This is a genomic window from Pantoea sp. JV6, assembly GCF_025910055.1.
Lineage (GTDB): Bacteria > Pseudomonadota > Gammaproteobacteria > Enterobacterales > Enterobacteriaceae > Pantoea > Pantoea agglomerans.
In genome coordinates this window covers 365,157-384,722 of sequence record NZ_JAPCIM010000003.1, presented here as the reverse complement: position 1 = coordinate 384,722, position 19,566 = coordinate 365,157, and the positions used below count along the sequence as shown (strand labels likewise).

The following is a 19,566-nucleotide window of genomic DNA, read 5'->3' as shown; positions in this document are numbered from 1 at the left end:
GAGGGCCTATGCTGAAAGAAAATTTTAACGATCTGATCTATCTGTTGGTGGTAGCAGAAGAGCGCAGCTTCACCCGGGCAGCGGCAAAGCTGGGTGTGTCGCAGTCGGCACTGAGCCACGCGATTCGCGCTCTTGAAGAGCGTCTTAGCGTCCGGTTGCTGACGCGCACTACACGCAGCGTTGCCCCGACAGAAGCCGGTGAACGGCTGATCACTACCCTCGCCCCGCTGTTCAGCGAGATTGAGTCTGAACTGGTCAATGTCACTGACAGTCAGGGTAAAATCTCCGGCAACATTCGTATCACCGCAGGCGAACATGCGCTCACCTCTACACTCTGGCCGCTGCTCAGGCCCTTTCTTCAGCAATACCCCGATGTCCATGTTGAAGTGTCGGTGGATAACAGTCTGACCGATATTGTCAGCGGCCGTTTCGATGCGGGCGTGCGACTGGGTGAGCAGGTCGAAAAGGATATGGTGGCGGTGCGCATCGGGCCGGACTGGAATATGTGCGTGGTGGCAGCCAGCAGCTATTTTGATCAGCACGGCAGACCTGAGACTCCCTATGATTTACAGCATCATAACTGCATCAACCTGCGGCTGCCGACGCTGGGTGGCCTCTATAACTGGGAGTTTATGCGTGATGGCAAGGAGATCAGGGTCAAAACGCAGGGTCAGTTAATTTTTAATCATCTCGCGTCGCGCATTGATGCGGCACTGAGCGGGATGGGGATCTGCTATGTGCCGCAGGATAGCGTTGCGGAACACCTTAAAAGTGGCCGTCTGGTTCAGGTTTTGGCTGACTGGTGTGAGCCTTTTCCGGGTTATTATCTTTACTATCCCAGCCGCAGACAGCACACCAGCGCCTTTACACGTTTGATTGAAGCGGTGCGCTATCGCGGTTAAGAGAAAGCAGCGATAGCCAGTCAGCTGGCATTAAGCCGCTGGCGTTCAAGCTGCCGCGTTTTGCGACCTGAAATCACCATCGCCACAATAAATACCAGTGCAAACAGCACCACGATCGTGGGTGCTGGCGCGCTGTCGATAAAGAACGAGAGATAGACCCCGCTCAGCGACACCAGCACCGACACCATGACCGCCACCAGCAGCGCATGTGAAAAGCGTCGGGTGAGCAGAACTGCGATAGCACCGGGCGCGATCAGCAGGGAAATCGACAGGATGATCCCTACTGCTTTCAGCGTCGCCACAATGGTCAGCGAGACCATGCAGAGCAGCCCATAATGCAGCCAGCGTGCGGGTAAGCCAGAGACCTGCGCCTGCTGTGGATCAAAACTGAATAGCATAAAATCACGCCATTTCACCGCAATGACCCCAACGATCACCGCTGCGATAAGCGAGGTCTGAATTATGTCAGCGCCCGTAATGCCGAGCATGTCACCAAACAGAATGTGATCAAGATGCACCTCCGGCTTCACGGCTATATAGAGGATCAATCCCACCGCGAACATGCCGGAAAAGACGATTCCCAGCACCGTATCCTGCTTGATACGACTGTTGTCCTGCACAAATCCACTGGCAACGGCACAGAACAGACCGGCGACAAACGCGCCCACCGCCAGCGGCAGCCCGGCCATCCAGGCGAGGACGATGCCAGGGAATACCGCATGGCTCATGGCATCGCCCATCAGCGCCCAGCCTTTCAGTACCAGAAAGACCGACAGCAGCGCACAGGGAATCGCCACCACCAGCGCAATCAGCAACGCGCTGTTCATAAAAGCGAACTGGAAAGGTTCAAAGATCCACATCAGCCAGGCTCCTTTTCGGGACGATGGCGGCCACGACGCCGGTTAGCCAGCAAGCCATGTTTGGGCGCAAAAACAAACGCCAGCAGGAACAGCAACGTCTGCGCCACCACGATGATGCCGCCCGTTGCGCCATCCAGGTAGTAACTCGCCCACGCACCGAGAAAACTGGTGATACTTCCAATCGCTACGGCAATCATCAGCAGACGCGGGAAGCGGTCGGTGAGCATCCAGGCCGTCGCGCCTGGCGTCACCACCAGACAGATCACCAGAAATGCACCGACGGTTTGCAGCGCCGCCACGGTTGAGACTGCCAGCAGGGTAAAGAAGAGGACCTTCAGTCGTTCAGGGCGCAGTCCGATAGCGCGCGCGTGATTCTCATCAAAGAAGGTAACCATCAGATCCTTCCACTTAAACAGCAGAATGATGATCGACAGCCCGCCAATCAGCGCCAGCTGGAGTATATCCGCGGGCGCAATCGCCAGAATATTGCCGAGCACAATGGTCTGAATGTTTACCGCGGTCGGATTGAGCGACACCATAAACAGACCCAGCCCAAAGAAGGAGGAGAAGATCAGGCCGATGATTGCATCTTCTTTTAAGCGGGTGCGCTGATTGAGTAACAGCATACTGCCCGCCGCCAGCCCACCTGAGAGAAACGCGCCCAGCGCAAAGGGCAGTCCCAGCATGTAAGCACCCGCTACGCCCGGCACGATGGAGTGCGACAGCGCATCGCCAATCAGCGACCAGCCTTTAAGCATCAGATAGCAGGAGAGAAACGCACACAGGCCGCCGACCATGGCGGAGACCCACATCGCGTTGAGCATGTAGTGATAACCAAAAGGCTCCAGTAACAGTTCCATGGTCAGTTCCCGTCTTCAGGTGCCGTACGTGGCGCAATAAAAGGCCGCTCATCGTCGGTGATAATCTGATCGTCCAGCCCTTTCACCATTACATGACGCAGCACCCCACTGAACGCGCGCTCAAGGTTGGCGGCGGTAAAGGTGGTGCGGGTCGGGCCGCTGGCCAGAATGGTGCCTTTGACCATCACGGTGTAATCGCAGAACTCCGTGACCGATCCCAGATTATGCGTTGAGACCAGCATCGTCTTGCCTTCATCGCGCAGCTCACCCAGCAGGCTGATGATTCTGGCCTCAGTCTGAACGTCCACGCCGGTAAACGGCTCATCCAGCAGGATAACGCTGCCCTGCTGAGCAATGGCGCGCGCCAGAAATACCCTTTTTTTCTGTCCGCCGGAGAGTTCACCGATTTGCCGATGGCGGTAATCCAGCATATCGACCCGCGCCAGCGCATCACTGACAATCTGCTGGTCGTGTGGTTTGGGTCGACGCAGCAGGCCCATATGACCGTAGCGACCCATCATTACCACATCCTCCACCAGCACCGGAAAAGACCAGTCTACCTCTTCCGACTGCGGCACATACGCCACCAGACTCTGACGCAGTGCTTCACGAGTTGGCATGCCGAGCACCGAGATGCTGCCGCTGGCGAGCCGGACAAAGCCCATCAGCGCTTTGAACAGGGTTGACTTGCCGGAGCCATTCACACCCACCAGCGCCGCAATCGATCCACCCGGCACGCTGAAGCTGGCATCATGCAACGCGGTGTGACCGTTGCGATAGGTCACGGTGACATCCGAAACAACGATGGTGTCTGTCATTGCGCTTTCTCTCCCGCTTTAATGCCCTGCGCCAGCGTCTCAGTGGTGACTCTGAGCAAATCCAGATAGGTCGGCACCGGTCCCTGAGCGTTGCTTAAGGAGTCAACGTAAAGCACCCCACCGTAATGCGCACCCGTTTCCTGTGCGACCTGACGGGCTGGCTTATCCGACACGGTGCTTTCACTGAACACCGCCGGAATAGCATTTTTCTTCACCTGGTCGATCACTTTTCTCACCTGTTGCGGCGTGCCTTGCTGATCAGCATTTACAGGCCACAGGTAGAGTTCTTTCATACCCAGGTCGCGAGCCAGATAGGAGAATGCGCCTTCGCTGGTCACCATCCAGCGTTTATCCTCCGGGATGTCGGCAATCTGCTGGCGAAGCGGATCCAGCGCTGCGGTGATTTTTTGTTTATAGGCAGCTGCGTTCTGACGATAGGTTTCCGCATGCGCCGGGTCATATTTCACCAGCGCATCACGGATATTATCGACATAGATCAACGCATTGTCCGGTGACATCCAGGCGTGCGGATTCGGTTTACCGTTGTAAGGCCCCTCGCCGATACCAATCGGTTTTACCCCGGCAGAGACAATCACTTCCGGCACCCCATCCAGATGCTGATAAAAACGCTCAAACCATCGTTCGAGATTAAGACCGTTCGCCATGATTAACTGCGCACCCTGCGCCCGTTTGATATCGCCGGGCGTCGGCTGATATTCGTGTATTTCAGCACCCGGTTTGGTAATGGAAGTGACTTCGGCCGCATCGCCCGCCACGTTCTTTACCATGTCAGCGATGACCGTAAACGTCGTCACTACCTTAAATTTTTCTGCTGCATAGCTGCTGGTCGCCATCAGGGTTGTCAGTAGCGCACTCAGTAGCATCATGGTTATTTTTCTTTTCGGGACCATAGGGCGATCTCCAGAGGTGATTAAAAACAGAACATAATTAGCATAGGCTATTTTTTATAGCACAGGCTATACCTTTGTAACAGCGAAGGGTTGTGAAGTTTCTTCAGCGTCCGGGCCCGAATGTGAAGTTTTGTAAGCTAGGTGTTTTACTTATTGATATGTAAAAAGTTAATTTCATTGATGGAAAGTTTATGGAAAGCGTGATGTATAGCTATAACCGGGTTTTACGCCTTTCTCATCTGTGGTTGAGTAAACCGCAAAAGCGATAACAGGATTACAAAAAGGCCATCCTGGCTGTGCAATTGACCGAAAAGCGCTCTGACACCTGGCGGCACTCACATGACACGCATAGCAGACCGACAATTAAAATAATCTTATTGATAGGCTGAATTGATTAAGCTTCGTAAATTTTTTTGCTACAGTTAATGTTACTTACCGCAATCACCCAGGAGGATAATTTGTATTTTTCCAGCGACGAAAAAGCGAATGTCATCATTGGCGAAGCCGCAATGAACCTGTTTAATGCCGGTCAGGAAGTGAATGTTGAACTGCTGATTAATGAACTAAGGGTCATGGCTGACTCTGAAGTTAATGAGACTCGCCTTGAGCAGATGCAGCATGCGCTTCAATGGCTGATGGGGTTCAAAACCATCGGTTCCCGCAGCACCGCCCCGGCGAACTGGCTTGCCAAAACCACTGGCAAAGAGCCCGCTGCTCCTGTCTCTGCCGATGACATCTTCTTTAAACACTAATCCATGTGTGCCGTTCCTCTCCGGCCTTAATATTCAGGTCGGAGCGTCGGTGGGGTGTGAATGATACAAGAATCTGGTACAATTTTTACCTCGCTACAAACTCCTCGTAACACCCTGTTTTAAAAGCCTTAGCACTTTTTGCACAAAAAAATTAATCCCAAAAATCCAAAATTCTGTACAAGTTTTGCAAAGATGTATAACTTGCGCATCCAGAGTGCATACATTTAAATCACCTGAGGACAACAACATGCGTCAGAACGGACAAGCCCCGGAAACGATCAGCGATATTGCCCGTTACTTTAATCAGGCCAGCTCACCGTCGCAACAGGAGACGCTGGGTTCGGTTGTGGTGGAAATTCTGCGCGCAGGTCATAGCCTTAGTCGGAAAACGATTTGCAGTAAACTGCTGAGTCGCCTTGAACTGGCTGCCACGCCAGAAGAAGAGAGTCATCTGCATGAACTCATTGCGATGCTGTTTCGTCGCGAAGATTAATGCCCTCTCACGGTCGTGCATGTTAATCAGGACGCCTGTTTCAGCCATCACCCAGGAAGATCTATCCTAGCAATAAAGCCCAGTTCTGCTTCCCGTATCGGGTGCACTAAGTCGCACCCGCTGACGCATACGGACCCGCAGCATGGCCATTGATTCGCAATCAGAGAAGCCAGTATGTACAGAAGTGAAGATGAGAAACTGACAGATGTTATGATCGGCGAAGCCGTTCTGACATTACTCAAGTCAGACAAACCGGTATCCAGCAACGCCTTAATCGCACAGCTCGAACTGATGGCTGCTGATGCTGACGACGCCGTGAAAGTGTCAGTGATTCGCAAAGCCATCACTGAAGTCCGTAATGGTATGGTTGCCGCGCGCAAACGCGTGCAGGGCGACGGTGCCGAACGTGATAACACGGCTCATCGTATGAACAGTGATGGCCCGCCTGAAGGTTCGAAAAAGCACTGATTGAGCGTACTGCGTACCTGATACATGCGGCTAATTTTAAGCGAAGCGGCAGACCTGAACAGAATTTTTAAGGCGGGCTGGGCAAAACGAAAACTGCGCCTACACTCGTTTTTGACTTCAACCATTGCATCTGACCCATTTTCCTCAGAGAAAGAATAATCATGCAGCATTCATCATCAGATTCTTCAATCATTGACTACTTCCGTAGCGCAGGCGATCAGCTTGCTCCGGAAACTGAACTGCTGGGCGCAGTGATTCGTGACATTGTTGCTGATCAGGGACGTGTAACCAATAAAGCGATCATCCTCTATTTGATCGCTGAACTGGAATGCACTTCAGATGTTGTCAGGCTGGATGTGTTACGCAAAACGCTGGAAATCGTGGTTGGCCGCACGCCAGACGATACCGGCATCTGATACGCCATTCTGCGTTACCTCTGGTAACGCAGGATACTCTTCCCCCTTGCCCGCTTTTGTTTCCTTCCCTCACTTTCGCTGTATACCCGATATGCCACACAGAAATTATCCGATATAAAAATTCTTTTGCAGGTTAATGATGTAGCAGGGATTTGATCCCGACGATAACGCTTTTTTGCAATCATGCCAGATGATGATCATTCAGGCTTAATAAGACCTGCCAATGAAAAGGCGAACTTCTTTATCAGAAATTCGCCACCCCTAATGAATAATCAACAGAAAGATCTGACTGACATTTTTAATGCGGTCATCAACCGTCTCGCTGAATAAAAAACAAACGACTCACAAAAAATCCGTTTTAATGGCTGCCAGCAATATGCAATGCCTCTTATTCTCGCCGATGTCAAAGGTAGCAGGGCCGCTATCATGACACAGGCCGGGACAACGCCCGGCATCAGGCCTGGCAACCTTAATGCATCTTACGAGTGAAAAAGCTTATCGCTTCCTGACACAATGCTTTCAGCCTGTTGTCACGCGTCTCTTCGCTCAGGCGAAACAGCGCGTCCGTAATGTCGTGGAAATGAACCGGCTCTCCCGCCTTGATCAAATCACTGACTACCGCACCAACCAGCGCACGGATTTCATTATCGTTGTCGTACTTCACACGACCTCCCGATGGTGTATGCATATACAGTCTATCATTAGCGGGAGCCAAAAAACAAAAAAGCCGTCAAGCGGGAAATATAAGCGAAGCGGCAAAAAGGTTATTAACTATACAACCTCAGAATATTATCTTGCTTTATTTTCACCCCATGCAGCCCTGAAGCTATAAATAGCAAAAACGTGGTAGCAACCGCTGTAATCTATTTATGCCCATGTATATTGAGAGTTGGATAGTTATATATCGCGGAAACAGACTTTTGGCTGAATGTGTTATAAACACTTCTACGACTCACTGTTTGTTGCGATAACCTGCGCGGCAGCTTTCCCGGCCTGATATGTTCTGACCAGCCTTTCACAAATGATCATCTGACAATGGCCAGCAGTATGATAAAACTATCGTCATCCTCTGGTGTCACGAGCAGCACATGGCTAAATTTACCCTGAAACAGATTGCTGCCCAGTCGGGACTCAGTCTGGCGACCATCGACCGGGCCCTGCATCAGCGCGGCAACGTGCATGCCACGACCCAGCACCGAATCCAGCAGGCGATAGCGGACCTGGAACTGATGCAAAAAGCGGGACTCGCCAGGGGAAGAACGATCTATTTCGACGTCATCATGCATACACCTGACCGCTTTCAGCCACTGATACGTGAGGCGTTCAGCAGTCAGATTGCCAGTTTTACTGCCTTTAAACTTCAGCTGCGTTTCCACTTCGGCGCGAATTTGACTGCGGAGGCGATTAACGCGCTGCTAAATAAAAAAGCGTTGCATAGTCACGGCGTCATTCTTAAGGCAGCCTGTTCTGGTGAACTTCATCCCACCCTTGAATCACTGCTGAAACAACGCGTTCCGGTGGTCACCATGATGAGCGACCTGCCCGGCAGCGCGCGCCTGCGCTATATCGGCATGGATAATTTTGATGCCGGTAAAGTGGCGGCTTTTCTGATGTCAAAATGGCTGCGGGTGAGTCGTTCGCATATTGTGGCTGTGACCGGCAGTCACGATTTCATTGGCGAACAGGAGAGAATTCAGGGGTTTCAGCGAGCAATGCAGGAGTTTGCGCCCCAGCATCAGGTGAGCGTGGTGGCAGGCGGTTATGGCATTGACGCCCGGATGCAGCAGTCGGTGACACAGTTTTTGCAGAGACATCCGGATGCAGATGCGGTCTACACAGTCGGTGGCGGTAATCCCGGCATACTGCGCGCTTTTGCCGAACAAAAGCGGACGGTTAACGCTTTTATTGGTCACGATCTCGATCGTGAGAATCGTGCACTGCTGCAGGCCGGTAAAATTGATGCATTAATCGAGCATAATTTACAGCTTGATGCGCTGCACGCTTTCAGAACGCTGCTGGCGTTTCATGGATTTTTGCCCGCCTCAGAACCGCCCGCGCCCTACTCTAAAATTAACATCATCACCCGTTACAACATGACAGCCTGAAAACTGTCAGGCAATTAATGAGCCCGGCTCATAACCGTTTGCCGACTGAGCGGGCTAATCACGCTCCGGCTTGCCGGTTACACTGTGCATGACACGTTAACAACAGGAGTGAGTAATGAAAATTATCGCCAACGGATCGCTGCCTTCGCGTAAGGGACCTGCTGAATATTTTACCGGCACGGTTCGGATTGATGCGCCATTCCAGGCAACCGAACCCGCCCGCGTGGGTGGCGCAACGGTGACTTTTGAACCGGGTGCCCGCACCGCATGGCATACCCATCCACTCGGGCAAACCCTGATCGTCACGCATGGCCAGGGCTGGATTCAGTGTGAGGGTGAAGCCATTCAGGTGATGAACACCGGTGATATCGTCTGGATCCCGGAAAACGTGAAGCACTGGCACGGTGCAACGCCGGATAACGCCATGACGCATATTGCTATCGCTGAGTCACTGAACGGCTCGCCGGTTGACTGGCTGGAGCAGGTCAGCGATCAGCAATATCAGCGCTAAATCAGACGTGCACTCTGTCGCTAAAGTCTGACGTGATCGATCAGCGCCCTCAGCTTGGGGGCCAGGTTTTTACGGCTGGGAAAATAGAGATAGAAGCCGGCAAAGGCAGGCAACCATGCGTCGAGCAGGGTCACCAGTTCGCCACGTGCGATGTAAGGCTGGAAGGTTTCTTCCATGCCAAAGCTGATGCCGCCCCCGGCGCAGGCGGTGCGGATCATCACCCCCATATCGTTGGTGGTGAGTTGCGGATTGACGGCAACATCAAACTCGCGTCCCTGCTCTGCGAACTCCCAGCGATAAGGGGCCAGACCTGGCCCTTTTCGCCAGCCGATGCAGCGATGATTGACCAGATCCTGAGGATGTTGCGGCGTGCCTGCGCGAGCCAGATAGGCGGGTGACGCCACCGCCACCTGACGCTGCGCGGTGGATACCGGCACCGCAATCATATCCTGAGCAATCACCTCCCCCAGCCGCACGCCCGCGTCATAGCGCTGCCCGACAATATCAAACTCCTCATCGGTGACGGTGATATCCACCTCCACCTGCGGGTAAGCGGTAATAAAGCTCGCCAGCAGTTCTCCCCCCAGCATCCGCTCAGCAATCGAGGAGATCGCCAGCCGCAGCTGGCCCCGAGGTTCCGCAGCCAGTTCGGCAATATCGGTCACGGCGCGATTGAGCTGGTTGATCGCCGGCGCCACTTCGGCATAGAGCCGCTGTCCGGCTTCGGTCAGCTGAACCGATCGTGTGGTGCGCTGCATCAGCGTGAGGTTAAGCCTGTCTTCCAGACGTCGCAGACTCTGGCTGATCGCCGGACGCGTAACACCCAATTGTTCTGCGGCCAGCCGGAAATTTCGCGTCTGCGCCACAATCACAAATACTTCGAGAGCATTTTTATCGGCATTCATTGGTCAGATTGAGTTACCAGTGCGTAAAGCGTTCGGTGGATTATCTTTATAATCCAGTCGCCGTATGATCGCCAGTGACAACCTGACTGGAGAAACAAAATGACTCAGAAAGTGATTTTAATTACCGGCGCCTCAAGCGGCATCGGTGCAGGCATTGCACGTGAACTGGTGAAAACAGATGCCATTATGCTGCTGGGTGCGCGGCGGGAAAGCCGCCTGGCCGCGCTGGCTGAAGAGCTGCAGTTCAATGGTGCAGAGGTGGCGATCAAAGCGCTTGATGTAACGCGCCGCGAAGAGGTGACGCAGTTCGTTGAGTATGCGCTGGCGAGATGGGGCCGGGTGGATGTAATGATCAATAACGCCGGTATTATGCCCTTGTCAGCGATGGCGTCGCTGCGGGTGGAAGAGTGGGAACAGATGATCGACGTAAACATCAAAGGGGTGCTGTATGGCATTGCGTCAGTGTTGCCGACCATGCTGGCCCACCAGCGCGGCCACATCATCAACGTCGCGTCGATAGGGGCGCTGGCCGTGTCGCCCACCGCAGCCGTCTACTGCGCCACTAAGTTTGCGGTGCGGGCGATTTCCGACGGATTACGGCAGGAGAACAGCCAGCTACGGGTGACCTGTGTCCATCCCGGTGTGGTGGAGAGCGAGCTGGCATCAACCATTACCGATCCGGCAGCCGCCGAGGCGATGCAGCACTATCGCGCTATCGCGTTGCAGCCGGACGCCATTGGTCGCGCCGTGCGCTATGCCATTGAACAGCCTGAAGAGGTGGATGTGAACGAAATCGTGGTGCGGCCAACCCGAACGCAGCAGTAAGCAACCCGCCCGATGCGCTGTGTGCATCGGGCGGAAGGTTTTACTGTCAGTAGAGGCTTCTGCGGGTACGCTGCACGGTGATGGCGATGGCCGTCAGTGCCACCAGCATAAGAAATATTCCCAGTCCAACCATGGCGTTAAAGCCATAGACTTTGAACAGCAGCAGACCGGCAATACAGCCGCTCAGGAATGAAAACACGGTAGTCAGATGGGTGTGCAGAACCTTCTGGAAAAAGCGACGATCGTCGGTTTCAAGATGCACGGCGTGGGACGTATGGGCAAAGATCCACGAACCCAGCGCAATACCCGCATCGGTCAGCGTGCCGGTAATGTGGGTCGATCTGACGCGGCCATTGGAGAGCTGCGTCGATGTCGCATTATGAATCCCCATTAAAAAGCCCAGCATTAACAGCACTTCCCCGTTAAAGCTTGGCCGGTAGAACACGATCTCAAAGATTGATGCCGCCGTCAGTGCCGCCCCTTCCGCCAGAATGATCAGACAGAATATGGTGCGTAACTTATGTCTGATCCCCACTACCACCGCCAGCCGGGCAACGGTACAACCCAGCACAAAGGCAATAATCAGTGCCATCAAAAACAGCATGGTATGGAGGTCGCTGGTGGTCACTTTCTGGGAGATTTGCGACGTGTTACCGGTCATATGCGATGGAAAAAATCCAAACGCGCCCAGCGCCATGGCATTAAGGATGCCGGCGGTGGTGGCAAGCACCAGCGCCAGCAGTCGATCTTCGGTATGCGAACGAACTTTCTTCTTTTTTATCAGCACAGGCTTCCCCACCTCAGGTGAATGCAAAACGTTCTTATAAGGCTTCTAGCATACAACCTGATGGAAATTATTCCTGTCAGAACCAGATAACTCTGATGAAATAAGCCATTAATTTTGCTGATTTTTATAAAGCTGATTCAGTTTACTTTTAAAAGTGTCAACGACGCGATGATTCACCAGCAGGTGATCACCAGAGAGGCTGATGGTGAACTCAGTCAACGATAAATAGTTGCGCGCCTGTGGACGTAAAGGAGCGATGTGGTTCAGCATCGTCCGCCACCTGATAGCTGACGCCCGGTGTCAGCACGAAACGGCGACCATCTGCCAGTTCAGTGTGCAACTCACCCGCCATGCACAGCAAAATATGGCCCTTTGTGCACCAGTGGTCGGCGACATAGCCTGGTGAATAGTCGACCATCCGCACCCGGATATCGTTAAACTTCACGGTTCGCCAGGTCGCCTGTCCCTGTTCGCCGGGATGAATCGTCTCTTCAATCTGATCCCACTGGGTCAGGCCAAACGGCAGATTTTCTATTTTCATGCAATTCCCTTGAGGTTAAGTGCAGGATAAACGTCAGGCCAGCGCCTGGGTAACAGCCTCTTCCGCGTGGATAAGCGTGGTATCAAACAGTGGCACGCTGGCATCCGTGGCATCCACCAGCAGTGTGATTTCGGTGCAGCCGAGAATAATGGCCTCCGCCCCCTGCGCGACCAGCTGCTGCATGATCTCCCCATAACGGCGACGCGACGCGGGATTGATCTCGCCCAGACAGAGCTCGTGGTAAATCACCTCATGCACAAAAATCCGATCCTCTCTATCCGGCGTGATCACCTCAAGACCAAACTGCTGTTGAAGTCGCCCGCGATAGAAATCCTGTTCCATGGTAAATCGCGTCGCCAGTAATCCGACCTTACGCACCCCGGCCTGCTGAATGCGCCATCCGGTGGCGTCGGCGATATGCAGCAGCGGGATGCCCGTTGCGGCGCTGATTTGTGCTGCCACTTTATGCATGGTGTTGGTACAGAGTACGATGAACTGCGCGCCAGCCCGTTCCAGATTGCGTGCCGCTTCAGCCAGTATCTCTCCCGCCTGCTGCCACTCGCCCGCGGCCTGTAGCTGCTCAATGCGCTGAAAATCCACGCTATAGAGCACCAGCTCCGCCGAGTGCAGGCTGCCCAGCCGCTGTTTAACCAGCTGATTGAGAATACGGTAATAGAGCGCGGTAGACTCCCACGACATACCGCCTAACAGACCAATCACTTTCACAATGCACTCCGGGTTCAGGGGTTTTATTCCAGCATGCCAGATCGACATTGATCGGCAACGGCTTTGTTCAGTTGATACTGTTCTGAGGTCTGAAGCGTCGGGCAATCACCATTAACAGCACAACGCCAGCGCTCATGATCAGCCAGGCCTGAGTCATTGACGTTCCGCTATCACGCACCCAGCCTGCCAGCAGCGGCATCAGAGCCGCAATCAGATATCCGCCTCCCTGTACACGTGACAGCAGAATGCCCGCTTCTCTGGCACTGCGCGCATGATCCAGCGTGACGATCAGCGACAGCGGAAAGAGCGCACCGATGCCCGTACCCAGTAACAGTGAAGAGAGTATCGGCATCGTACCCGGGTAAAAGACCAGACTCAGCAGCCCCAGCAGCAACAGGGCCAGCACGCCGAGCAGCAGCGGACGGCGATCGGGAAAGCGATGTAACGTCGCCGAGACGATGAATCCTGCCACCACTTCGGTTAACGTCAGGGCCGCGAGCAGATAGCCACTGTGGCGAGCACTCCAGCCCAGTTGAATATAGAATGGCGGCAGCCAGGCCAGCACTAATGTATAAGCACCCGTGCCAATGCCGAAAAAGAGCATCAGCAACAGGGTACGCCGCACAGGCAGCGTCGCTGCATCAGAGGCCACGCTCACCTGCGGCGATCGCCTGACTAAAGTCAGCCAGATCAGCAGTGTTACCAGCGTTAACCCGCCGGAAAGCGCCAGCGCGGGTTGCAGGCCCAGCCATGAAAACAGCGGGTCAGCACCGGCAGCAGTCAGTGCCGCGCCCGCCATAATGCCCGTGCTGAACAGCGCCATCAGCGTCGCCGCTGCCTCAGCAAAGCGTTGCCGGATCAGAGCGGGCATCAGCGCCTGTATCACGCCAATCCCTGCGCCCCCCGCCAGCGCGGTGAGCAGCAGTTGAGAGGGAGTAAGCGTAACCCCGCGCCACAGGCAGGCGACCGTCAGACAGAGCAAACCGGCGGCGATTCCCCTTACCGGCCCGATGCGGGCGATCAGCCACGGGCCAGAGAGTGCGGCCAGACCCATCATCGCCACTGGCAGCGTGGTCAGCAGACTGAACGTTGTCGACGACAACCCGGCCTGCAGTTGCAACACCGGGAACAGCGGGCCGATAATCGCCAGCATAGGGCGCAGGTTCAGCCCGATAAGAAAAGCGATCACGGCAAACAGAACGGGGAACAACACCTTATTTTTCATCATCGACGCCTTAAAAGAGGATTGACGATGACAGCACCGGGCTGCCACTATTTATCTTAACGTTAAGATAAATTCCCCCCGGTGTTAAGAGGCTGCGCACAACCCGACAACATAACCACAATATTTAAAGGTGATTTATGCATGACCATATTGATTTCGTTGTCAGTCAGTGGGACGACGCGATGCCCGATCTCGACGCCTCTTCAATGCGGATCTTCGGCAGGGTGCTGCGTCTGATGAAACATCTGGCGAAAGCGCGCAGTCAGGCACTGGAGCCTTTTGGTTTTCAGGAGGGAGAATTTGATGTGCTGGCGACATTGCGACGGGCGGGATCGCCTTTTCGCCTGTCGCCCACCCAGCTCTACCAGGCGCTGCTGGTGACGTCCGGTGCGATGACAAATCGTCTGAACCGGCTGGAGCAGCAGCATCTGATTGAGCGTATTGCCGCGCCAGAGGATAAGCGCAGCATGCTGGTCGGGCTGACGCCGCACGGGCAGCAGCAGATTGAGCATGCACTCCGCGTCCATACCGCTACGCAGGAGGCGGTGCTGGCCCCGCTTGGCGCTTCAGAGCGTGCCGAACTGGAAAGGTTGCTGAAAACGCTGCTGCTGGCGTGTCCAGGCGAAGCGACAGCCGCAGAATAGCGCCGTCAGCGCTGCAGTTCGGCCACCGTCATGGTGAAGATAACCGGCAGGTGATCGGCGCTGGCATAGGCATGCGGCATATCGGTTCGCGCTACGGCTGCACAGCCCTGCTGCACCACCAGGGTCTGCTCACCCACCGTTAAGGCGAGCGTGCCCTGCTCGACATGCAACAGTTCGAGTGTGCCTGAGGAGTGACCGGCAGAACGGAAAGCTTCGCCCGCAAACATCTGCCAGCGCCAGAGCTCGATCATATCCGGCCCACGGGTTCCCGCCAGCAGCTGCGCATAACCGCCCTGCTCGCCCTGCCACAGCCGGGGCATTTCGCTGTTCTCAATCAGCCAGGCGTCAGGCGCATGCGCAACGTTGACGATATCTGCCACCGAGACGCCCAGTGCGGCAGCCACTTTACAGAGAATGGCAATGCTGGGATTGGCGGCACCCTTTTCGATCTCCACCAGCATGCCTTTACTGACGCCAGCCCGGCGGGATAACTCATCCAGCGAGAGTTTCTGACTTTTACGCCAGCTTTTGATGCTGTCCGAAACAGCCTGATTGACACTGGCGACATCGGCACCCGCATCGGTCGTTATATTGACTTTTTTGGTCATCGGTCATTACTATGAAATAAATTAGTCACTGAGAGAGTATCCGATGTTATCTGTTCACCCGTCAATCGATCCTGCTGTTTTCGCGCTCGCTCCCGGCTTTCGTGCCATGAGTATTGTGGTGGAAGCCACACCGATTACCCGACCAGACGTTGCCAGCGATGCAATGAAAAGCGCATGTCAGCAGGTGTTAAATGATGATGCGACGTGGGCAGACGCGCATCTCGCCGCCTGGGCTGAAGTATTTAAAGCCTTTGGTGCCAAAGCGAAACGTACACCCTGTTCGGCAGAAGCATTGCGTAAGCGTGTGCTGCGGGATGGCGCATTGCCTGCCATCGATCCGGTTGTCGATCTCTATAACGCCATCAGCATTCGTTATGCGCTGCCGGTCGGGGGTGAAAATATCGCGGCCTATGCTGGCGAGCCACGTCTGGTGATTGCTGACGGCAGTGAACGTTTCGATACCGTTAAAGAGGGCGAGGTGGTTTATGAGTCGCCAGAACCAGGCGAAGTGATCTGGCGCGACGATCAGGGCGTAACCTGTCGCCGCTGGAACTGGCGTCAGGGTGTAAGAACCCGACTGGATGCCAGCGCGCAGCAGATGTGGTTCATTCTGGAAAGTCTGCCCGCTATGCCGCTCTCCGCGCTGCAACAGGCCAGCGACGATCTGGTTTCGGGATTACAGCAGATGATGCCGGGTGCGCAAATCAGTACGACGCTGATTGAAGCGCCAGCAAACTGAACATTGCCTTAACAGCGGCTGAACAAGGTAAACGGTGAGCAGAAATTGTGGCAGGATACGCGCCCTGCGTCTGGCCATACCCGGCTGACTTAACGGCACTCAACCGGTGACTAAAATGGCTAAAGTAAAATATATCCTGCCCCTGCTGCTGATCCTCGCCCTGGCCGCCTGGTGGTTTATCCCACACGACAGTGAGGAAGATAAGGCGTATTACGTCGCGGTGCTCTGCGCGATTGATCATGATAATAAGCAGCCACTCGACCGGCAGATGCAGAACGTCATTGAAGGCGGCAACTCTGATTATGCGCTGCAAAAAATCACTTATAAATCGGGGCTGGGCCGCAGCGTGATTGCTCGCTGGCAGCAACTGACACCTGATGAACAGCAGCGCGCCGCCCAGGATAACCTCGCCTGCCAGCAGATGCTGAAGCGCTGATTTCTGACGGGCGTGTTCATATCATTAATCATATGATTTCGCGCTGGTCATCATTATGGCCGCGCCCGTCCTGGCTTATCCCTACGCATCTGAAATTACCGTGTTTTTTGTCTACGACTAACAGGTAAGCGGGCTTATGAATCCCTGATAACCTGATGCCGGAGAAATATGGGCTGATGGCTGAGAATCCGGAAATCTCAAAAATTGAGTGAAACTAAAACGGGGATGCTGACAGTGGCACTTACGTCCATAAGCTTTCATTATGCAAAAGCCCGCATTAGCGGGCCCTGAGCGTCATTTCAGTATGTTGTATCTGTAAAGCAAATTTCCGAAATCCTGTTTCATACTAACGAAAAGAAGAATCTGGATAGTATTGTCCACGAAATCGTACAGAACACGATACTCTCCTTCAACATCAAGACGTTCGCGTAACAAAAGCCCGCGCTCTGAAAGATAAGCATTGTAGCGATACCTTTCAGGATCCTGACTGATATTGTCGACTGAATCCATGAGTAGATTATCGACAAATGCAGCCGCTTGCTGCGCCCCAACTGTTCCGCTCTTATAGGACTCAATGTCCTTGAGACACTGTTCAGCCAGAGGCGCGATTACCAGCTGATATTGTTCTGACACTCAAAGCCTCTCTATTATTTTCTTGCGGCACGTAACCTTCCCAGAACGTCTTCAGGGGTCATGCCTTTGCCATCAGCGACTTCCTTTTTAGCTTGCAAGGCCAGCTTGAAAAGGGCGTTTATGTTTCTTTCCTGCTCGATTTCTCTAATCTCAGCCTGACGCTCAGCAGCAGTCTGGATGAAGAGTTCAGAGACGCCGTTTTTTGTTACGTATACTCCTCCTTCGAAGGCGGCAGCATTTCCGAGACTGTCTCTGGCAAGCTTCTGGGACATGGTTTGATTTGAGTTCATACATGATTTCCGATTAGACAGGACGGGTAAAATCAAAGGGATTGCCGGTAGAGCCATCCAGATTTCATCGTTGATTAAAAAATTTCACAGACCGTAAGATTTGAACTGCCCCTCTCTTTTCCGAGGGTCATAGGATGAATATAACCTACGAGTGAAATCGTGTACATATTTATCCACCCTATCCACGTTACTGAATCTGGATGGCAAGGCATCGTCCTGATAGGTTTAAAATCAGAAGGTAGTCATGCTATTCAATGTATTGTATATAGCACGCAACACAGGACCGGCGTTGATGTCTGAAATCGACTGAAATCGTCAAAAGATCGCCTTAACCACTAGCAATCACCTCTTCTGCCTATTGCCGATTTGTTAACACAACCCGCTATCGACTCTCAGCCTGCTTTAATGCCAGTAGCCTGTATGGTATGAAATCACTTAAAAAGAGAAAAATATGACGATGCCAGAACGCAAAAATTACCCGCAACTGGGCGAAGTAAAAGCGCCTTATGTCCACGCAGTGAAGCATGGCGCGACGCTGTATGTCTCAGGACTGACCGCTTTCGGTACGGCGGCTCAGCAGGGAGATATGGCTGAACAGGCAGAAGCCATTTTTAATCAACTCAGGGCGGTTGCCGCGGCTGAGCATACGTCGCTCGCATCGCTGCTGAAGGTCACGATATTCATCACCTCTTTCACAGAGATCACCGCGCTGCGGGAAGTGCTTTATCGCAACTACGGCGAGCATCTGCCCGCCAGCTCACTGGTACAGGTCAGCGGACTTTTCTCCACTGACCTGCGCATAGAGATTGAAGCCATTTTTGCCCTGTGAGTAGAAAGCAGCGGCATTCCCGATGCTAGAGTTGCAGATCCGCGACGGCTGCACCCCGTGCCAGATAACCGATGCGATAGACTTCCTGCTCGCCAGCGGGGCGCTGGTGTGAAGCGTTAACGTCTACTCCCTGCCAGCGGCTCACATCCCAGGCGCTGATCCCTGTTGTTACCGGCAGTGTCGTAAGGTCTGAATGCGGTGGAATCGTCCAGCGGTTCAGCGTTATAAAGCGGGCATCGGCCAGATCCGGCATGTGGGTCAGCCCCTCAAGCGCCAGCCAGCTTTCGATGATCGGCCAGCCAAAATCCCTGACCAGCGTCGCAAAGCCAGGACTTTGCAGGAAACGCTGCATACCACTCGCCTCCCGCCAGAAATAGAGCGGCGCATAACGGTTTTCATTCTGTCCGTCATCATCACGGCAGGTGTAGAGATACGCCTTGGCCACCAGCCCTGGAAAGCCATCAAGCCGGGCTCCGTTCAGACTGATGCGCTGTTCAATGATGCCCATGTCGTAGTCAGCGGGCAGGGTAAAACGGTAGTGCATGATAATCATAACGCCTCCTGTGCCAGCATCCTGCCGCCGCTAAAGCTCCACTCTTCGGTGCTGTTAAACTGAATGATGATCATCACGTCGTCAGGATCGATCGCCATCTCCGCCTGAAGCGTCGTACAAAGTGAATGATAAAACCGTTGCTTCTGTTGGCGGATTCGCGGTCGGCCTGCCATCACCTGAAACAGCACGAAATTATCGCTGCGCCCGCCGCTGAGATAGTGACGATCAAATACCCGCTGTCCGGCGGGCAGCATCTCAATCACCTGAAAGCAATCATGCTCAGGAACGTCAAATTCTGCGACCAGCGCTTGCTGAAGCAGCGTGGAGATCTGATGCAGAGCCGCCTCGCTGTAGCCCTGACGCAGGGTAATTCGGGTAAAGGGCATCAGTGATTATCCTCCAGATAACCCAGCGCGGTGACGGCGGCGGGCCAGCCTGCGTAAAACGCCAGATGCGTGAAGCTCTCCACCAGCTCATCCTGCGTCAGTCCATTTTGCCGGGCGAAATCGATGTGCCACGGCAACTGCTGGACCCGCCCCAGCGCGGTTAACGTTGCCAGCGTCAGCAGGCTGCGTTCACGCGGTGACAGCAGTTCGCGCTGCCAGATATCGCCAAACAGCACCTGCTGTGTCAGTTCGGCCAGTTTTGGCGCGCGCTGCGCCAGTGTTTCCCGATCAAGCGATTTTTTCATTGCACACTCCTCAGTGGTGAGACAGAGTGTCACTCAGG

Annotated in this window: 28 protein-coding genes; 12 read left to right on the top strand and 16 right to left on the bottom strand. The window is 54.0% G+C overall.

The window, feature by feature from the left end:
* Positions 1 to 8: 8 nt before the first annotated feature.
* Positions 9 to 902: a LysR family transcriptional regulator gene (locus OK412_RS05875; RefSeq protein WP_264352842.1), complete on the top strand. Its 894-nt coding sequence runs from the start codon at positions 9 to 11 to the stop codon at positions 900 to 902.
* Positions 903 to 922: 20 nt separating this feature from the next.
* On the opposite strand, the gene OK412_RS05870 is transcribed toward OK412_RS05875, so the two are convergent.
* From OK412_RS05870 to OK412_RS05855, 4 genes are read right to left on the bottom strand one after another with little or no spacing between them, the layout of a single operon-like run.
* Entirely contained in the window at positions 923 to 1,762 is an 840-nt protein-coding gene (locus tag OK412_RS05870; RefSeq protein ID WP_264352841.1) for a metal ABC transporter permease, read from the bottom strand.
* Positions 1,762 to 2,622: an iron/manganese ABC transporter permease subunit SitC gene (gene sitC / locus OK412_RS05865; protein WP_010246899.1), complete on the bottom strand. Its 861-nt coding sequence runs from the start codon at positions 2,620 to 2,622 to the stop codon at positions 1,762 to 1,764. Before sitC ends, OK412_RS05870 begins: the two co-directional genes overlap by 1 nt.
* A 2-nt stretch (positions 2,623 to 2,624) precedes the next feature.
* Entirely contained in the window at positions 2,625 to 3,440 is an 816-nt protein-coding gene (locus OK412_RS05860) for a manganese/iron ABC transporter ATP-binding protein (RefSeq protein ID WP_031591112.1), read from the bottom strand.
* Complete coding sequence (locus OK412_RS05855; protein WP_413629112.1) at positions 3,437 to 4,327, bottom strand: metal ABC transporter substrate-binding protein; 891 nt, start codon at positions 4,325 to 4,327, stop codon at positions 3,437 to 3,439. The genes OK412_RS05860 and OK412_RS05855 overlap by 4 nt, the downstream gene beginning before the upstream one ends.
* A 482-nt stretch (positions 4,328 to 4,809) precedes the next feature.
* Between OK412_RS05855 and OK412_RS05850 the strand changes: the two genes are divergently transcribed.
* The 4 genes from OK412_RS05850 (at position 4,810) to OK412_RS05835 (ending at position 6,480) form a co-directional block, all read left to right on the top strand.
* A complete protein-coding gene (locus OK412_RS05850; RefSeq protein ID WP_010670559.1) occupies positions 4,810 to 5,103 on the top strand; it encodes a hypothetical protein in 294 nt (97 codons plus the stop codon).
* Between the two features lie 247 nt (positions 5,104 to 5,350).
* Positions 5,351 to 5,596, top strand: coding sequence for a regulatory protein YcgZ (ycgZ, locus tag OK412_RS05845; RefSeq protein WP_010246891.1), 246 nt, complete (start codon positions 5,351 to 5,353; stop codon positions 5,594 to 5,596).
* 174 nt (positions 5,597 to 5,770) lie between these two features.
* Positions 5,771 to 6,064, top strand: a complete 294-nt coding sequence (locus tag OK412_RS05840) for a hypothetical protein (RefSeq protein ID WP_010670560.1) — start codon at positions 5,771 to 5,773, stop codon at positions 6,062 to 6,064.
* A 161-nt stretch (positions 6,065 to 6,225) separates the two neighbouring features.
* The gene (locus OK412_RS05835; protein WP_010246887.1) at positions 6,226 to 6,480 is read left to right on the top strand and encodes a biofilm/acid-resistance regulator YmgB/AriR; all 255 of its coding nucleotides are present in this window, start codon (positions 6,226 to 6,228) and stop codon (positions 6,478 to 6,480) included.
* A gap of 469 nt (positions 6,481 to 6,949) precedes the next feature.
* Here the strand turns inward: OK412_RS05835 and OK412_RS05830 are convergent, their stop codons facing one another.
* Positions 6,950 to 7,144: a hypothetical protein gene (locus OK412_RS05830; RefSeq protein WP_264352839.1), complete on the bottom strand. Its 195-nt coding sequence runs from the start codon at positions 7,142 to 7,144 to the stop codon at positions 6,950 to 6,952.
* Between the two features lie 424 nt (positions 7,145 to 7,568).
* Between OK412_RS05830 and OK412_RS05825 the strand changes: the two genes are divergently transcribed.
* On the top strand, positions 7,569 to 8,585 hold the full coding sequence (locus OK412_RS05825) for a substrate-binding domain-containing protein (protein ID WP_033760784.1): 1,017 nt from the start codon (positions 7,569 to 7,571) through the stop codon (positions 8,583 to 8,585).
* A 115-nt stretch (positions 8,586 to 8,700) separates the two neighbouring features.
* Complete coding sequence (locus OK412_RS05820; protein WP_010246880.1) at positions 8,701 to 9,096, top strand: cupin domain-containing protein; 396 nt, start codon at positions 8,701 to 8,703, stop codon at positions 9,094 to 9,096.
* 20 nt (positions 9,097 to 9,116) lie between these two features.
* On the opposite strand, the gene OK412_RS05815 is transcribed toward OK412_RS05820, so the two are convergent.
* Positions 9,117 to 10,001 (bottom strand): LysR family transcriptional regulator, encoded by an 885-nt coding sequence (locus tag OK412_RS05815; RefSeq protein ID WP_264352838.1) that lies wholly within the window; start codon positions 9,999 to 10,001, stop codon positions 9,117 to 9,119.
* Between the two features lie 99 nt (positions 10,002 to 10,100).
* Here OK412_RS05815 and OK412_RS05810 point away from each other — a divergent pair, with 99 nt between their 5' ends.
* Positions 10,101 to 10,826, top strand: a complete 726-nt coding sequence (locus OK412_RS05810) for an SDR family oxidoreductase (RefSeq protein WP_264352837.1) — start codon at positions 10,101 to 10,103, stop codon at positions 10,824 to 10,826.
* 46 nt (positions 10,827 to 10,872) lie between these two features.
* Here OK412_RS05810 and OK412_RS05805 read toward each other — a convergent pair whose 3' ends face one another.
* The 4 genes from OK412_RS05805 to OK412_RS05790 form a co-directional block, all read right to left on the bottom strand.
* Positions 10,873 to 11,613, bottom strand: a complete 741-nt coding sequence (locus OK412_RS05805) for a YoaK family protein (protein WP_264352836.1) — start codon at positions 11,611 to 11,613, stop codon at positions 10,873 to 10,875.
* Positions 11,614 to 11,824: 211 nt separating this feature from the next.
* Entirely contained in the window at positions 11,825 to 12,154 is a 330-nt protein-coding gene (locus OK412_RS05800) for a DHCW motif cupin fold protein (protein WP_010246874.1), read from the bottom strand.
* Positions 12,155 to 12,187: 33 nt separating this feature from the next.
* Entirely contained in the window at positions 12,188 to 12,880 is a 693-nt protein-coding gene (locus tag OK412_RS05795; protein ID WP_223564460.1) for an aspartate/glutamate racemase family protein, read from the bottom strand.
* A 67-nt stretch (positions 12,881 to 12,947) separates the two neighbouring features.
* Positions 12,948 to 14,105 carry an MFS transporter gene (locus OK412_RS05790; protein ID WP_264352908.1) on the bottom strand — a complete coding sequence of 386 codons (1,158 nt, stop codon included), beginning with the start codon at positions 14,103 to 14,105 and terminating at the stop codon, positions 12,948 to 12,950.
* A 137-nt stretch (positions 14,106 to 14,242) separates the two neighbouring features.
* Here OK412_RS05790 and OK412_RS05785 point away from each other — a divergent pair, with 137 nt between their 5' ends.
* Positions 14,243 to 14,749 carry a MarR family winged helix-turn-helix transcriptional regulator gene (locus OK412_RS05785; protein ID WP_010670568.1) on the top strand — a complete coding sequence of 169 codons (507 nt, stop codon included), beginning with the start codon at positions 14,243 to 14,245 and terminating at the stop codon, positions 14,747 to 14,749.
* 5 nt (positions 14,750 to 14,754) lie between these two features.
* Here the strand turns inward: OK412_RS05785 and OK412_RS05780 are convergent, their stop codons facing one another.
* Positions 14,755 to 15,357, bottom strand: coding sequence for a helix-turn-helix transcriptional regulator (locus OK412_RS05780; RefSeq protein WP_033768765.1), 603 nt, complete (start codon positions 15,355 to 15,357; stop codon positions 14,755 to 14,757).
* A gap of 43 nt (positions 15,358 to 15,400) precedes the next feature.
* Between OK412_RS05780 and OK412_RS05775 the strand changes: the two genes are divergently transcribed.
* Both OK412_RS05775 and OK412_RS05770 read left to right on the top strand, forming a co-directional pair.
* Positions 15,401 to 16,096: a B3/4 domain-containing protein gene (locus OK412_RS05775; RefSeq protein ID WP_191924090.1), complete on the top strand. Its 696-nt coding sequence runs from the start codon at positions 15,401 to 15,403 to the stop codon at positions 16,094 to 16,096.
* Positions 16,097 to 16,211: 115 nt separating this feature from the next.
* Positions 16,212 to 16,532 carry a hypothetical protein gene (locus tag OK412_RS05770; protein WP_033760803.1) on the top strand — a complete coding sequence of 107 codons (321 nt, stop codon included), beginning with the start codon at positions 16,212 to 16,214 and terminating at the stop codon, positions 16,530 to 16,532.
* 294 nt (positions 16,533 to 16,826) lie between these two features.
* Here OK412_RS05770 and OK412_RS05765 read toward each other — a convergent pair whose 3' ends face one another.
* Both OK412_RS05765 and OK412_RS05760 read right to left on the bottom strand, forming a co-directional pair.
* The gene (locus OK412_RS05765) at positions 16,827 to 17,165 is read right to left on the bottom strand and encodes a type II toxin-antitoxin system RelE/ParE family toxin (protein WP_010246865.1); all 339 of its coding nucleotides are present in this window, start codon (positions 17,163 to 17,165) and stop codon (positions 16,827 to 16,829) included.
* A gap of 14 nt (positions 17,166 to 17,179) precedes the next feature.
* Positions 17,180 to 17,455 (bottom strand): hypothetical protein, encoded by a 276-nt coding sequence (locus OK412_RS05760; RefSeq protein WP_010246864.1) that lies wholly within the window; start codon positions 17,453 to 17,455, stop codon positions 17,180 to 17,182.
* Positions 17,456 to 17,906: 451 nt separating this feature from the next.
* On the opposite strand from OK412_RS05760, the gene OK412_RS05755 reads away from it, so the two are divergent.
* Positions 17,907 to 18,284: a RidA family protein gene (locus tag OK412_RS05755; RefSeq protein ID WP_264352835.1), complete on the top strand. Its 378-nt coding sequence runs from the start codon at positions 17,907 to 17,909 to the stop codon at positions 18,282 to 18,284.
* A 25-nt stretch (positions 18,285 to 18,309) separates the two neighbouring features.
* Here the strand turns inward: OK412_RS05755 and OK412_RS05750 are convergent, their stop codons facing one another.
* The 3 genes from OK412_RS05750 to OK412_RS05740 are packed head-to-tail and all read right to left on the bottom strand — an operon-like array spanning position 18,310 to position 19,528.
* Complete coding sequence (locus OK412_RS05750; protein ID WP_264352834.1) at positions 18,310 to 18,837, bottom strand: DUF4865 family protein; 528 nt, start codon at positions 18,835 to 18,837, stop codon at positions 18,310 to 18,312.
* The gene (locus OK412_RS05745; RefSeq protein WP_264352833.1) at positions 18,834 to 19,223 is read right to left on the bottom strand and encodes a tautomerase family protein; all 390 of its coding nucleotides are present in this window, start codon (positions 19,221 to 19,223) and stop codon (positions 18,834 to 18,836) included. The genes OK412_RS05750 and OK412_RS05745 overlap by 4 nt, the downstream gene beginning before the upstream one ends.
* Positions 19,223 to 19,528, bottom strand: coding sequence for a carboxymuconolactone decarboxylase family protein (locus OK412_RS05740; RefSeq protein WP_010246860.1), 306 nt, complete (start codon positions 19,526 to 19,528; stop codon positions 19,223 to 19,225). The genes OK412_RS05745 and OK412_RS05740 overlap by 1 nt, the downstream gene beginning before the upstream one ends.
* Positions 19,529 to 19,566 lie beyond the last annotated feature (38 nt).